At 68.1% G+C, this 13,292-nt stretch carries 13 protein-coding genes; 7 read left to right on the top strand and 6 right to left on the bottom strand.

Annotated elements, in window-relative coordinates:
- Position 1: 1 nt before the first annotated feature.
- From M9799_RS09485 to rpe, 4 genes are all read right to left on the bottom strand, one after another.
- Positions 2 to 343 (bottom strand): chorismate mutase, encoded by a 342-nt coding sequence (locus M9799_RS09485; RefSeq protein ID WP_231041441.1) that lies wholly within the window; start codon positions 341 to 343, stop codon positions 2 to 4.
- Entirely contained in the window at positions 340 to 1,839 is a 1,500-nt protein-coding gene (gene trpE / locus M9799_RS09480; protein ID WP_231041440.1) for an anthranilate synthase component I, read from the bottom strand. The genes M9799_RS09485 and trpE overlap by 4 nt, the downstream gene beginning before the upstream one ends.
- 355 nt (positions 1,840 to 2,194) lie before the next feature.
- Positions 2,195 to 2,896, bottom strand: coding sequence for a phosphoglycolate phosphatase (gene gph / locus M9799_RS09475; protein WP_231041439.1), 702 nt, complete (start codon positions 2,894 to 2,896; stop codon positions 2,195 to 2,197).
- 7 nt (positions 2,897 to 2,903) lie between these two features.
- Positions 2,904 to 3,584: a ribulose-phosphate 3-epimerase gene (rpe, locus tag M9799_RS09470; protein WP_231041438.1), complete on the bottom strand. Its 681-nt coding sequence runs from the start codon at positions 3,582 to 3,584 to the stop codon at positions 2,904 to 2,906.
- 29 nt (positions 3,585 to 3,613) lie between these two features.
- Between rpe and apaG the strand changes: the two genes are divergently transcribed.
- The 7 genes from apaG (at position 3,614) to M9799_RS09435 (ending at position 10,575) form a co-directional block, all read left to right on the top strand.
- On the top strand, positions 3,614 to 4,021 hold the full coding sequence (gene apaG / locus M9799_RS09465) for a Co2+/Mg2+ efflux protein ApaG (protein ID WP_231041437.1): 408 nt from the start codon (positions 3,614 to 3,616) through the stop codon (positions 4,019 to 4,021).
- Positions 4,022 to 5,983: a site-specific recombinase gene (locus tag M9799_RS09460; RefSeq protein WP_231041436.1), complete on the top strand. Its 1,962-nt coding sequence runs from the start codon at positions 4,022 to 4,024 to the stop codon at positions 5,981 to 5,983.
- Between the two features lie 114 nt (positions 5,984 to 6,097).
- Positions 6,098 to 7,357 carry a cation:proton antiporter gene (locus M9799_RS09455; RefSeq protein ID WP_231041435.1) on the top strand — a complete coding sequence of 420 codons (1,260 nt, stop codon included), beginning with the start codon at positions 6,098 to 6,100 and terminating at the stop codon, positions 7,355 to 7,357.
- Positions 7,347 to 8,471 carry a YbdK family carboxylate-amine ligase gene (locus M9799_RS09450; protein WP_231041434.1) on the top strand — a complete coding sequence of 375 codons (1,125 nt, stop codon included), beginning with the start codon at positions 7,347 to 7,349 and terminating at the stop codon, positions 8,469 to 8,471. The genes M9799_RS09455 and M9799_RS09450 overlap by 11 nt, the downstream gene beginning before the upstream one ends.
- Before the next feature lies 1 nt (position 8,472).
- The gene (gene thiL / locus M9799_RS09445; RefSeq protein WP_231041433.1) at positions 8,473 to 9,429 is read left to right on the top strand and encodes a thiamine-phosphate kinase; all 957 of its coding nucleotides are present in this window, start codon (positions 8,473 to 8,475) and stop codon (positions 9,427 to 9,429) included.
- Between the two features lie 184 nt (positions 9,430 to 9,613).
- Positions 9,614 to 10,090 (top strand): phosphatidylglycerophosphatase A family protein, encoded by a 477-nt coding sequence (locus tag M9799_RS09440; protein ID WP_231042148.1) that lies wholly within the window; start codon positions 9,614 to 9,616, stop codon positions 10,088 to 10,090.
- A gap of 5 nt (positions 10,091 to 10,095) precedes the next feature.
- The gene (locus M9799_RS09435) at positions 10,096 to 10,575 is read left to right on the top strand and encodes a CinA family protein (protein WP_231041432.1); all 480 of its coding nucleotides are present in this window, start codon (positions 10,096 to 10,098) and stop codon (positions 10,573 to 10,575) included.
- Positions 10,576 to 10,765: 190 nt separating this feature from the next.
- Here M9799_RS09435 and M9799_RS09430 read toward each other — a convergent pair whose 3' ends face one another.
- Together M9799_RS09430 and M9799_RS09425 are read right to left on the bottom strand one after the other, a co-directional pair.
- Positions 10,766 to 12,229 carry a SulP family inorganic anion transporter gene (locus M9799_RS09430; protein WP_231041431.1) on the bottom strand — a complete coding sequence of 488 codons (1,464 nt, stop codon included), beginning with the start codon at positions 12,227 to 12,229 and terminating at the stop codon, positions 10,766 to 10,768.
- 105 nt (positions 12,230 to 12,334) lie between these two features.
- Positions 12,335 to 13,186, bottom strand: a complete 852-nt coding sequence (locus M9799_RS09425; RefSeq protein ID WP_231041430.1) for a YecA/YgfB family protein — start codon at positions 13,184 to 13,186, stop codon at positions 12,335 to 12,337.
- Positions 13,187 to 13,292 lie beyond the last annotated feature (106 nt).

Genomic DNA, 13,292 nt, shown 5'->3' with positions numbered 1-13,292 from the left:
ATCACTCCTGGCCGCTCTTGGGCGCGAGACCCTCGGCACGCTGGCGCGCCAGTTCCTGGTGCTCATAGGCGATGAACAGCTCCATCATGCCGCGGTACAGCTGCTCGATGAGCGCCGGATCGCCGCCCTCGGCGACGGCGCGCTCGCGCACGCGGTCCACGACGGCCTGGATGCGCGCCTCGTCGCGCACCAGCTGCGCGTCGTTCTTCACGCGCGCCGCCTGGGTCATGAAGCCGCTGCGCTGCACCAGCAGCGGCACCAGGATGTCGTCCAGGGCATTCACGCCCTGGCGCACTTCGGTCATTGTGGTGCAGTGCGGCACCTTGTCGATTGCGCGGCTCATTCCAGTCCTTCCTCCACCAGTTCGGCGGCGCGCAGCAGCGCGCGCGCCTTGTGTTCGGTTTCGCGCCATTCCATCTCGGGCACCGAATCGGCCACCACGCCGGCCGCGGCCTGCACGTAGAGCATGCCGTCCTTGATCACGCCGGTGCGGATCGCGATGGCCACGTCCATGTCGCCGGCAAAGCTCAGGTAGCCGCAGGCGCCGCCGTAGATGCCGCGCTTGACGGGCTCGAGCCGGTCGATGATCTCCATCGCATGCACCTTGGGCGCGCCGGTCAGCGTGCCCGCGGGGAAGGTCGCCTTGAGCACGTCCATGCTGGTCATGCCCTCGTTGAGCAGGCCCTCGACATTGCTCACGATGTGCATCACATGGCTGTAGCGCTCGACCGCGAAGGCCTCGGTCACCTTGACGCTGCCGGTGCGCGCGATGCGGCCGATGTCGTTGCGCGCCAGGTCGATCAGCATCACATGCTCGGCGCGTTCCTTGGGGTCGTTGATCAGCTCGACCTCGGTCGCCTTGTCGGCCTCGGGCGTGGCGCCGCGCGGGCGCGTGCCGGCCAGCGGGCGGATGGTGATCTTCTGGCCCTCGGGCGTCTTCTCCTGGCGCACCAGGATCTCCGGGCTGGCCCCCACCACGTGGAAATCGCCGAAGTGGTAGTAGTACATGTAGGGGCTGGGGTTGAGCGAGCGCAGCGCGCGGTACAGGCTCAGCGGGCTTTGCGTGTAGCGCTTGTGGATGCGCTGGCCGACCTGCACCTGCATGAAGTCGCCGGCGGCGATCAGCTCCTTGGCTTCCTCCACGGCAGCCAGGTAGTCGGCCTTGGCGAAGCTGCGCTGCGCGGGATGGTTCTCGCTGGCCTTGAGCTGCGGCGCGCTGACCGAGTAGCGCAGCTGCTCCTTGAGTGCGCGCAGGCGCTTCTTGCCGCGCGCATAGGCTTCGGGCTGGCCCGGGTCGGCGTAGACGATCAGGTAGAGCTTGCCCGAGAGGTTGTCGATGACCGCGACCTCCTCGCACTGCAGCAGCAGGATGTCGGGGCAGCCCAGGTCGTCGGGCGGGCAGGAGTGCTCGAGCTTCTTCTCGACATAGCGCACCGCGTCATAGCCGAAATAGCCCGCCAGGCCGCCGCAAAAGCGCGGCATGCCCGGCGTCAGCGCGACCTTGAAGCGCTGCTGGTAGGCGGCAATGAAGTCGAGCGGATTGCCCTGGTGGGTCTCCACCACCTGGCCGTCGGTCACGACCTCGGTCCTGGCATCGGCGCCGAAGCCGCTGGCGCGCAGCAGGCTGCGCGCGGGCAGGCCGATGAAGCTGTAGCGCCCGAAGCGCTCGCCGCCGACGACCGACTCCAGCAGGAAGCTGTACTTGCCGTCGCCCTGGCCATGCGCCAGCTTGAGGTACAGGGAAAGAGGGGTTTCGAGGTCGGCAAAGGCCTCGATCATCAGGGGAATGCGGTTGAAGCCCTGCGCGGACAGGCTTTTGAATTCGAGTTCTGTGATCACGGAAAAGAGTCCCAGCTCAGGCGGCAGGCGGATGCTGCCGCAGTTCAATCAAACGGCCCGCCAGGGGCCACGGGTGCACGCTGGGACGTGCCCCAGGTGCCATCAGTCGTTCAGATGTGCAGGCTTGCGCCAGGGCCAGGCTCCCCGGTCTTTGCAACCTGCAGTGAACGTGCGGTGAATGAACATGGGGGGCAGTGTAGCAAACCTGGGGTGGAGGCTGGGAGGCGGTGGGGTTTAGCTACTATCTTGAGTTCTGGCCCGTTACCCTTCGACAAGCTCAGGGCGAACGGATCAAAACCGTTCGTGGTGAGCCTTCCTCGGCGGGCCCGTCGAACCATGAACGGCCGCTCTCGAGTCAAGCCCCCAGCGGCACCACCGCCGCTGTCAATTCCATCAGACTCCCCACCCAACCATCCGCATCCACCCCCCGCACCGGCTCCCCATGGTTGTACCCATAGTCCACCAGCACCACCGGGCAGCCCGCGGCGCGCGCGGCCTTGGCGTCGTTGCTGGAGTCGCCGATCATCAGCGTGCGCGCGGGCGCCGTGCCCAGCGCCTCGCAGGTCTTGATGAGCGGCAGCGGATCGGGTTTCTTGCGCTCGAAGGAATCGCCGCCGAACACCCATTCGAAAAAGCCATCGAGCCCCTTGGCACGCAGCAGCGGCTGGGCAAAGGACAGCGGCTTGTTGGTCAGGCAGGCCAGGCGCAGGCCCTGGGCACGCAAGGCCTCGAGGCCTTCGCGCACGCCATCGTAGACCGTGGCGTGCTGGCCGTTGATCGCCAGGTAATGGTGCTGGTAGCGCTCCCAGGCCTGCGGGTAGCGCGCCTCGACATCGGCTACCTCCACATAGGCGAGCACGCTGCGGATCAGATGCTCGGAGCCCTTGCCGACCATGTTTTCAATGGCTGCCGGATCGATGGCCGGCAGCTGCAGATCGGCCAGCATGCCGTTGAGCGCGGCGCTGAAATCGCCCAGCGTGTCGACCATGGTGCCGTCCAGGTCCACGATGGCGGCGTCGAAATCAAAGGCTTGGAGAGCGGGATGGCGCAGGAGCATGGCGTGATCAGGCGAGTGCCGAGCGCATGCCGTCGATCACGGCGCGGTAGTCGGGCTTGCCGAAGATCGCACTGCCGGCCACGAAGGTGTCGGCACCGGCATCTGCCACGCGGCGGATGTTCTCGCCCTTGATGCCGCCGTCGACTTCCAGGCGGATGTCCTTGCCCGAGGCCTCGATGCGCTTGCGTGCGGCCTCGATCTTGCGGAAGGTGCTGTCGATGAAGCTCTGGCCGCCGAAACCGGGGTTGACGCTCATCAGCAGGATCAGGTCGATGTCGTCGATGACCCAGTCCAGCACGTCGAGCGGCGTGGCCGGGTTGAAGACCAGGCCCGGCTTGCAGCCGCTGGCGCGGATCGCCTGCACGCTGCGGTGCACATGGGCCGAGGCGTCGGGGTGGAAGCTGATGTAGTCGGCGCCGGCCTGGGCGAAGGCCTGGGCCAGCGCATCGACCGGCTGCACCATCAGGTGCACGTCGATGGGCACGGCAGTGCCGTCGGCGGTCTTGGCGTGGGGCTTCAAGGCCTCACAGATCATGGGGCCGAAAGTCAGGTTCGGCACGTAGTGGTTGTCCATGACGTCGAAGTGGATCCAGTCGGCGCCGGCAGCTATGACGTTGCTCACTTCTTCGCCGAGGCGGGCGAAATCGGCGGACAGGATCGAGGGGGCGATGCGGAAGGTGCGGCTCATGGGCCGATTGTCGCAGGTACCATTGCACCATGCCGACCAACGACTTTCAGATCGAGGTACAGCCCGAATACCTGCCGGAGCAGTCCGCGCCGGAAGCCGGCGTGTTCCGCTTTTCCTACACCATCACCGTCACCAACACGGGCCGCACGCCCGCACAGTTGATTGCACGCCACTGGATCATCAGCGACAGCAACGGCCACACCGAGGAGGTCAAGGGCCTGGGCGTCATCGGCCACCAGCCGCTGCTGCAGCCCGGCGAGGCCTTCCAGTACAGCAGCGGCTGCGAACTGCGCACGCCCAGCGGCACCATGCACGGCAGCTACCTGTGCGTGACGGACCAGGGCGAGACCTTCCGCGCCCCGATCCGCCTGTTCATGCTCGAAGCCTTCGAACCCGGTGCCGGCACGGCCCCCCTGAGCGAACGCGTATTGCACTGAATGAAGCGCGCCGCCTACGACCTGCCGCTGCTGCTGCTGGAACTCGACCCCCACGCCGACCTGGCCCACCGCCATCTGTGGCTGATCCACCTGCTCGACTGGGTGCGCGCGCCCGCGCCCTCGGTAGAGCTCGCGGTGGAGCGCGTGCGCCAGTTCGTCGATGCGCTCGAGGCCGACCCCGCGGCGCGCGCGCGCATGCAGGCCTGGTGGGAGCGCTTCGTTGAAACCGTCGACCTCACCACGCTGCTGGCCGACTTCGGCTTCGCGCCGCGCACCGCGCTGGCCAGCGAGCTGAACGAGCGCCTGCGCTACAAGCTGCTGCCGGCGAGCCCCGAGACCATCGATGCCTCCGAGCTGTTCATGCTGGCGCTGCCGGACGAATTCGATGCGCTCTGGCTCAACGCGCTGGACGCCGAGCTGCTGGCGCGGCTGCGCGTGCTGGTCTCGTCGCAGCAGGACGGCCCCTCCTACTGGCAGCGCACGCTGCTCAGCGCCATCACCTACTGCGCCGGCCAGATCCTGTCGACCGGCTTCGCGCCCGAGCTGCGCCTGCGCATGAACGAGAGCGCGCGCCTGGCCCAGCCCTTCCATGCGCTGATCCACGACGTGGAGAACCTGCGCGTCGAAGTGATGCTGGCGCTGCGCACGCCCGACCGCCTGCTGGCCGCGGAGCAGCGGCTGCGCGAACGGCTCGATGCCTGCCGCGCGGCCACGGCCACGGTGTACTCGCATTTCGAATCCGAGGGCATCTCGGTCGGGCTGGTGTTCCGGCTGCGCCAGCTGCGCGAGCGCATCGTGCGCGTGCGCCGGCTGCTCGACTGCCTGACCTCCGAGCGGCCCGTGGCCGAAGCCGCGCCGCTGCTGGCGCACCTGGTGGGCGTGGCGCGCGAGCGGCGCAGCCTGCGCGCGCTGCTGTCGGCCAATTCTTCGCTGCTGGCCGCCAAGGTGGTCGAGCGCAGCGCCGAAACCGGCGCCGGCTATATCACGCGCAATCCGCGCGAGTACCGTGCCATGGTCGCCCGGGCCGCGGGCGGCGGCCTGGTCATGGCCTTCACCACGCTGATGAAATTCGCGCTGGCCGCGCTGGCGCTGTCGGCCTTCTGGGGCGGCCTGCTGGCCGGCATGAACTACGCGCTGAGCTTCGTGCTGATCCAACTGCTGCACTTCACCGTGGCCACCAAGCAGCCGGCGATGACGGCGCCGGCCATGGCCGCCAAGCTCAAGGAGCTGCCGGACCAGCAGTCGGTGGAGGATTTCGTCACCGAGGTCGCCAACCTCACGCGCTCGCAGGTCGCGGCGATCCTGGGCAATGTGCTGGTGGTGGTGCCGGCGGCGGTCGGCTTGTCCCTGCTGTTCCTCAAGGCCTTCGGCCATCCGCCGCTCGATGCGGCGCATGCCGAGCAGGTGCTCGATTCGCTGAGCCTGCTCGGGCCCTCGGTGCTGTTCGCGGCGTTCACCGGCGTGCTGCTGTTCGCCAGCAGCCTGATCGCCGGCTGGGCGGAAAACTGGTTCGTGCTGCGGCGCATGGACTCGGCCATCCGCTACAACCCGCGCATCATGCGCGTGCTGGGTCCGGCGCGCGCCAAGCGCTGGGCCGGTTTCCTGCACCGCAACATCTCGGGCTTTGCCGCCAACATCTCGCTGGGCCTGATGCTGGGGCTGGTGCCGGCGTTCGTCGGCTTCTTCGGCCTGGGGCTGGAAGTGCGCCACATCACGCTGTCGGCCGGCCAGATCGGCGTGGCCAGCACCACGCTGGGCCTGGAGGCGCTGCACGACAGCGCCTTCTGGTGGGCCGTCGCCATGCTGCCCTTCAATGGCGCGCTGAACGTGATCGTCAGCTTCCTGCTGGCCTTCCGCCTGGCGGTGCGTGCGCACAACGTCAGCGGCGTGGACCGCTCGCGCATCTACCGCACCATCCTTGCGCGCCTGCGCCATGCCCCCATGAGTTTCTTCAGGCCTTAAGACGCATTTGTCCTGCACTGCCCCCCGCCGATGACAGGATAAAGTCCCCAGGCAGCTGCCGAGGGAGCCGGAACATCCGGCGGGGCGGCATGGAACTATCTGCAGGAGAAGAAGATGGAAAATCTCACGGGCTTCTGGGCGCAGTGGCTGCGCCCGTCGGCCGGACTGGTGACGCTGCAATGGTCGCTGCTGCTGGCGCTGGCGACCATTGGCGGCTCGCTGTGCCAGCGCTATGTCGGCCTGCCCAAGGTGGTCGGCTACTCCATGGTGGGGGCGCTGGTCGGCTTCGCCGGCTTCAGCGGCGCGCCCTGGCCGCTGCAGGGCATCAGCCTGTTCCTGCTGGAACTGGGCGTGTCGCTGGTGCTGTTCGAGTGCGGCGGGCGCATTCCGCTGCGCTGGTTCCGCCACAACCCCATGGTGCTGGTGCAGAGCATTGCCGAGGCGGCGCTGACCTATTTCTCCGTGCTGTGGGTGCTGCGCTGGCTGAACACGCCGGCCGATGTCGCCAACCCGATCGCCATGATCGCCATGGCGGCCTCGCCGCTGGTGCTGTCGCGCGTCATCACCGACCTGCGTGCCGCGGGCGCGGTGACCGACCGCGCGATGGTGCTGGCGACGCTGTCCACCCTCTATGCATTGACGCTGGGCAGCGCCCAGTCCGAAGTCTTCCTGCGCCCGGCGCAGACGCTGCTCGACAGCACCTCCGCCGTGGCCGTGGTGCTGGGCGTGTCGATCCTGGTGGCGGCCGTGCTGTCGCTGCTGATGCGGCTGGCGCTGCAATTCATGAGCCCGAACAGCGAGAACACCTCGATCCTGGTGCTGGCGCTGATTGCCGCCAGCACCGCCGTCACGGCCCACCTGGGCGGCTCGGCGCCGCTGGCCGCGCTGCTCGGCGGCATGCTGCTCAAGCACCTGCACCCGCGCCCCTGGGCCTGGCCGCGCCAGCTCGGCACGGCTTCGACGCTGCTGAACATGATGATGTTCGTGCTGGTGTCCACGGTGGCGGCGCAGGCCGACTGGAACCTGCCGCTGGCCGGCGTGGTGTTTGCCGTCATCGTCGTGCGCCTGCTGGCCAAGGCCGTGGGCGTGGGCCTGGGCAATGTCGGCAGCGGCGCCAGCTGGCGCCAGGCCCTGTGGGTCAGCTGCGCGATGGCGCCGATGTCCTCGGTGGCGCTGCTGATCGCCTCGCAGTTCGTGACCGCCGCGCCGGACGGCGGCCAGATGATTTCCCGCATCGCGCTGCCCATGATCCTGATGATGGAAGTGTTCGGCGCCGTGCTCGCCAGCCTGGCCTTCCACCGCGCGCGCGAAAGCGCCAAGACGCTGCGCCTGCTCGAGCGCAACCCCGTTCCCGGAGACCGCAATGGGCCTTGAAGCTTTCCACAATTCCGAACCGCTGACGCTGGGCGTCGAGCTCGAGCTGCAGCTGCTCAACACCCACGACTACGACCTCGCGCCCTACGCCGAGGACATGCTGCGCCTGATGGCCAAGACCCCGCTGCCCGGCAGCGTGGTGCCCGAGATGACCAGCAGCATGATCGAGATCTCCACCGGCGTGTGCCACTCGGCCTCCGAGGTGCTGGGCCAGCTCACGCCGATCCGCGACGCGCTGGTGCGCAGCGCCGACAAGCTCAACATCGCGATCGCGGGCGGCGGCACGCACCCGTTCCAGAAGTGGCATCGCCAGCGCATCTACGACAAGCCGCGCTTTCGCGAGCTGTCCGACCTCTACGGCTACCTGTCCAAGCAGTTCACGATCTTCGGCCAGCACGTGCACATCGGCTGCCCCGATGCCGACGCCGCGCTGCTGATGCTGCACCGCATGTCGCGCTACATCCCGCACTTCATCGCGCTGTCGGCCTCGAGCCCCTACGTGCAGGGCCAGGACACGGCCTTCGACTCGGCGCGGCTGAACTCGGTGTTCGCCTTTCCGCTGTCGGGGCGCGCGCCCTGCGTGCTGACCTGGGGCGAGTTCGAGAACTACTTCGACAAGATGACCGGCACCGGCGTGGTCAAGAGCATGAAGGACTTCTACTGGGACATCCGGCCCAAGCCCGAGTTCGGCACGATCGAGATCCGCGTGTTCGACACCCCGCTGACCATCGAGCGCGCGGCCGCGCTTTCGGGTTTCGTGCAGTCGCTCGCAGCCTGGTTCCTCGACACCCAGCCGTTCACGCCGCAGGAGGACGACTACCTGGTCTACACCTATAACCGCTTCCAGGCCTGCCGCTTCGGGCTGGATGCGGTCTATGTGGACCCCGGCACCGGCCGCCACCAGCCGCTGGCGGAGCACATCCTGCACACCTTCGACCAGATCGCGGGGCACGCCGCGCGCCAGGGCGCCGCGCCCGCGCTGCACCTGCTGCGCAGCGATGTCGAAGCCGGCCAGAACGACGCGCGCTGGCTGCGCGAACGCCAGCGCGAGGAACAGCTATTGGCGGAAACCAGCCGGCAAGCCGCTCTCCGTTTCCGAGGTCAAACTGTCTGACATGGGTGAATTCGAACTGATCCGCCGCTTCTTCACGCGCCCGGTGCGCCGCGCCGCGCTGGGCGTGGGCGATGACTGCGCGCTGCTGGCGCCCGCCCCCGGCATGCAGCTGGCGGTGTCCAGCGACATGCTGGTGGAAGGCCGCCATTTCTTCGCCGATGTGGACCCGAAGCGGCTGGGCCACAAGGCGCTGGCCGTGAACCTCAGCGACCTCGCGGCCTGCGGCGCGCGGCCGCTGGCGTTCACGCTGGCGCTGTCGCTGCCGCGCGCCGACGCGGCCTGGGCAGGGGCGTTTGCCCAGGGGCTGCTGGCGCTGGCCGACGCGCACCAGTGCGAGCTCGTGGGCGGCGACACCACGCAGGGACCGCTGAACATCTGCATCACCGTCTTCGGCGAGGTGCCGGCGGGCCAGGCGCTGCTGCGCAGCGGCGCGCGCGCCGGCGACGACATCTACGTGAGCGGCAGCCTGGGCGATGCGCGGCTGGCGCTCGAGGCGCTGCAAGGCAAGCTGCAACTGCCCCCCGCCACGCTGGCGGCGGCGCGGCTGCGGCTGGAGATGCCGCAGCCGCGCGTGGCACTGGGCCAGGCCTTGCGTGGCATTGCCAGCAGCGCGCTCGACCTGAGCGACGGCCTGCTCGGCGACCTGGGGCATATCCTGGCGCAATCGGGCGTGGGCGCCTGCATCGACACACGGCTGAGCAGCCCGCTGCTGGCGGCGGGCGGGGATTTCGACAGCGAACTGGTGCGCCAATGCACCCTGGCCGGCGGCGATGACTATGAGCTGTGCTTCACCGCGGCGCCTGAACGGCGTGGCCAGGTGGCTGCTGCGGCGCATGCCAGCGGCACACCGGTCACGCACATTGGCAGCGTGCAGGCGCAGGCCGGCCTGCGCCTGCTGGGCAGCGAGGGGCAGGAACTGGTACAACGCTACGCATCGTTCGACCATTTTTCTACCTGAGCGACAACCGGGCAGGATCCCCACCCACAAGCGCTGCCCGCAGGTGCCATAGAATTAAGCTATCAAGCACTTGCACAGGCTCAATCAACATATGCCACGCTTTCCCGACTCCGCTGCCGATGTGCGGGGCAACCAACGCCTCCACCCGCGCCCTCCAGCCGCCTACCGTCCCAGCGTGCGTTTCATGCTGGCCCACCCCGCGCATTTCATTGCGCTGGGGCAGGGCTCGGGCTTGGGCCGGGTAGCGCCCGGCACGGCGGGCAGCCTCTGGGGCTGGGCCAGCTTCCTGCTGCTGCAGCTGTGGTTCACGCCGGCAGAGATCGGCTGGACCATCCTTTTTGCCGCGGTGCTAGGCTGGTGGGCCTGCACGGTCACCGCGCAGCACATGCGCGTGGCCGATCCCGGCCATATCGTCTGGGACGAGATCGTGGCCATCTGGCTCGTGCTGTGGATGTGCATGCCCATGGGCTGGTGGGGTCAGCTGTGCGCATTCTTGCTGTTCCGCTTCTTCGACGCCGCCAAGCCGCCGCCGGTGCGCTGGGCCGATCGGCTGTTCAAGGGTTTCGGCTGGCGCGGCGGCTTCGGCATCATGTTCGACGATCTGGTCGCGGCCTGCTGCACGCTGCTGGTGATCGCGCTGTGGCGCCACTTCTTCTTCTGAACGCCATGCCCACACTTCTCGTCAGCGAACTGGCCGCCGCCCTGCTCTCCCGCGGTGCGCAGATGGCCACGGCGGAAAGCTGTACCGGCGGGCTGATCGCAGGCGCCTGCACCGATGTCGCCGGCTCCAGCAACTGGTTCGAGCGCGGTTTCGTCAGCTACTCCAATCGGGCCAAAACCGAGATGCTGGGGGTCGATGCCGCATTGATCGAAGCCCATGGCGCCGTCAGCGAAGCCGTTGCGCTGGCGATGGCGCGCGGCGCGGTGGCGCATTCCTTGGCTCAGTGCAGCCTGGCTGTGACCGGCGTGGCTGGACCGGGTGGTGGCTCCGTGGACAAGCCGGTGGGCACGGTCTGGTTCGGGTGGTGCGTCGATGGGCGGGCGGATGCGGAATGCGTGCGCTTCGAGGGGGATCGGGCGGCGGTGCGGGAGGCGACGGTGGAGCATGCGCTCGAGGGGTTGGTGCGGCGCTTGCGGGAGTCGTGAAGAATTTGGCGCAGGGCGGCTTGGCGCGGGTTGACGGGATTTCTTGAGGGCAGGCCGTCCATGGTTCGATCCTTCGACGGGGCCGCCCAGGCAAGCTCAGGATCACCCCGAACGGTAAAAACGTTCGTCCTGAGCTTGTCGAAGGATGGACGGCCTGTCCGATAAAACCGCCACTTCACCGTTAATCCCGCTACTTCGCGCGCTCCATCAACTCCTTCCCGCTCTCCCCCATCCCCACCACCTCCACCTCGCACCCATGCGAGCGCAGCCGCTGCACCACCTTCTCCAGCGCCGCGATGCTGGTGATATCCCAGAAATGCGCGCCGCGGGCATCGATGCGCACCGCCCGCCCTTCGGCGCCGCGCACATCGAAGGCATCCACCAGCGCATCGGCCGAGGCAAAGAACACCTGCCCAGTGATGGTCCAGGTGCGCGTGCCCGCTGCGTCGTCGTCCTCGCAGCGCACCTGCAGCAGCTGCGATACCTTGGCCATGAAGAACACGCCGCTGAGCAGCACCCCCACGGCCACGCCCACCGCGAGGTTGTGCGTCGCCAGGGTCAGCACCACCGTGGCCAGCATCACGGTGGTCGAAGTCCTGGGATGGCGCGCCAGCTGGCGCAGGCTGCCCCAGTGGAAGGTGGCGACCGACACCGTGACCATGATGGCCACCAGCGCCACGACCGGCACCCGCGCCACCCAGGGCTCGAGCAGCACCATCAGCAGCAGCAGGAACACCCCGGCGAACAACGTTGAAAGCCTTCCGCGCCCGCCATAGGTGACGTTGCCCACGGCCTGGCCGATCATGCCGCAGCCGGCAATGCCGCCAAAGCAGCTGGCCGCGACATTGGCCAGGCCCAGGCCGGTGCATTCGCGGTTCTTGTCGCTGGGCGTGCTGGTCATCTCGTCGACCACCGCGGCGGTGAGCACCGACTCCAGCAGCCCGACCATGGCAATGGCGATGGCAGGCAGCGCGATGATGCGCAGCGTCTCCCAGGCCAGCGGCACCTCGGGCAGCCCAAAGGAGGGCAGCGCATCGGGCAGGTGGCCCAGGTCGGCCACGGTGGCCACCGGCAGGCCCAGGCCCGCGGCCAGCAGCGTCAGCACCAGCACGCAGATCAGCGGCGAGGGAATGGCCGCCAGCGCCGGCCGGCCCATGCGCCGCGCGGCCCAGGGCAGGCCATAGATCAACGCCAGCCCCAGCGCCAGCAGTGCCCAGCCCGCGCCATTGGCATTGCGCAGATGCGGCAGCTGCGCGCTGAAGATCAGGATGGCCAGCGCGTTGACGAAGCCGGTGCGTACCGAACTCGAAACGAAGCGCACCAGCAGCCCCATGCGCAGCCAGCCGAAAATGATCTGCACCACGCCCGCCAGCAGGCCCGCCGCCAGCAGATACGCCAGGCCATGCGACTGCACCAGCGGCGCGGCCACCAGCGCCACCGATCCCGCGGCCGCCGACACCATGGCCGGGCGCGCCCCGGCAAACGCAATGACGATGCTGATCACGAACGAGGCATACAGCCCCACGGCCGGATCGACCCCGGCGACAAAGGAAAACGCGATGACTTCGGGAATCAGCGCAAAGGTCGCAACCGCACCGGCCAGCAGTTCACGCGGAATGCTGGGCGCCCATTCGGCGCGCAGTCGGGCAAGCATGGGGGTGGCCATAACAATGAACGCGCCGAAGCGCGCCCTGCAGGAAAACAAAAAACGCTATCTTAGGGCCCGGAAACCCAGGCACGCGCACCGCTCAGAGGGGTGTTATGCCCCGTGGCACTTTTTGAACTTCTTGCCGCTGCCGCAAGGGCAAGGATCATTGCGCCCCGGCTGCTCCCCCTTGACGATGGTCTCCTGGCGCGGGCCCATGCTCTTCCACAGCTGGCGCAGGTCGTAGATGCCCCAGATGGCATCGCCATAGGTCTCCACGCGCGCGCGGCTGGTGCTGGCCGGGCCGTTCTCGTCATAGATGCTGACTTCGGGCTTGCCGGTGTCGTCTTCCGTCAGGGCCACGACCGATTCCAGCGCCGCGTCCAGCCACTGCGCGGCTTCCTTGTCGCGCGGCGCGGCCCATTCCTCGGGCCAGTTCTCCACGGCGAACATGAAACCCAATGCCCAGACCTGGCCATAGGAAGGAATTTCCTGGCCTTCCATTTCCGCGCGCTCGTCTTCGGGCAGGCCGGCAATGGCGCCGCGCATGTCCATGGCTTCGGGGTGGAAGCAGCGCTCGTCGTCCAGCGCCCGCACGTCGGCGTCCAGCTGGCGCACGACCTCATCCCAGCGTGCCTGCCACAGCGCGAGGAAACGCTCCTGCTGCGCCTCGTCCTTGAACACATCGAGCTTCGGAAGAGGCGCGCCTTCGGCCACTTCCAGCTCGACGCCATCGCCCAGCAGCATCGGCAGATATTCGGCGGCAGGAATGGGGCGGCGCGTGCAGACCAGCGCCGTGAGGAAGCCATCGCAGAACTCCCACTGCGGGACTTCTTCCTCGCGCGTGCGCAAATCTTCGAGGATCAGGTCCAGCTCTTCCAGCTGGTCGATGTCCAGCGCGGGAGCGTTTTCATTGGTGGGCTCGAGCGCCTCGTCGGCGGAGCTGGGGGTGGTCTGTTCGGTCATTTGGAATCTTTCATGGGGCCCCGGTCAGGGCCGGGGCTGGGGCCTGCAGGCGCCGTGCAGCAGGCGATTGCGCGCAGTGTAGCCGTCCGGCATAGCCACAGCCGGG

This window comes from Comamonas endophytica (assembly GCF_023634805.2).
In the GTDB taxonomy this organism is placed as follows: domain Bacteria; phylum Pseudomonadota; class Gammaproteobacteria; order Burkholderiales; family Burkholderiaceae_C; genus Comamonas; species Comamonas endophytica.
This window is presented reverse-complemented; position numbering and strand designations above follow the sequence as displayed.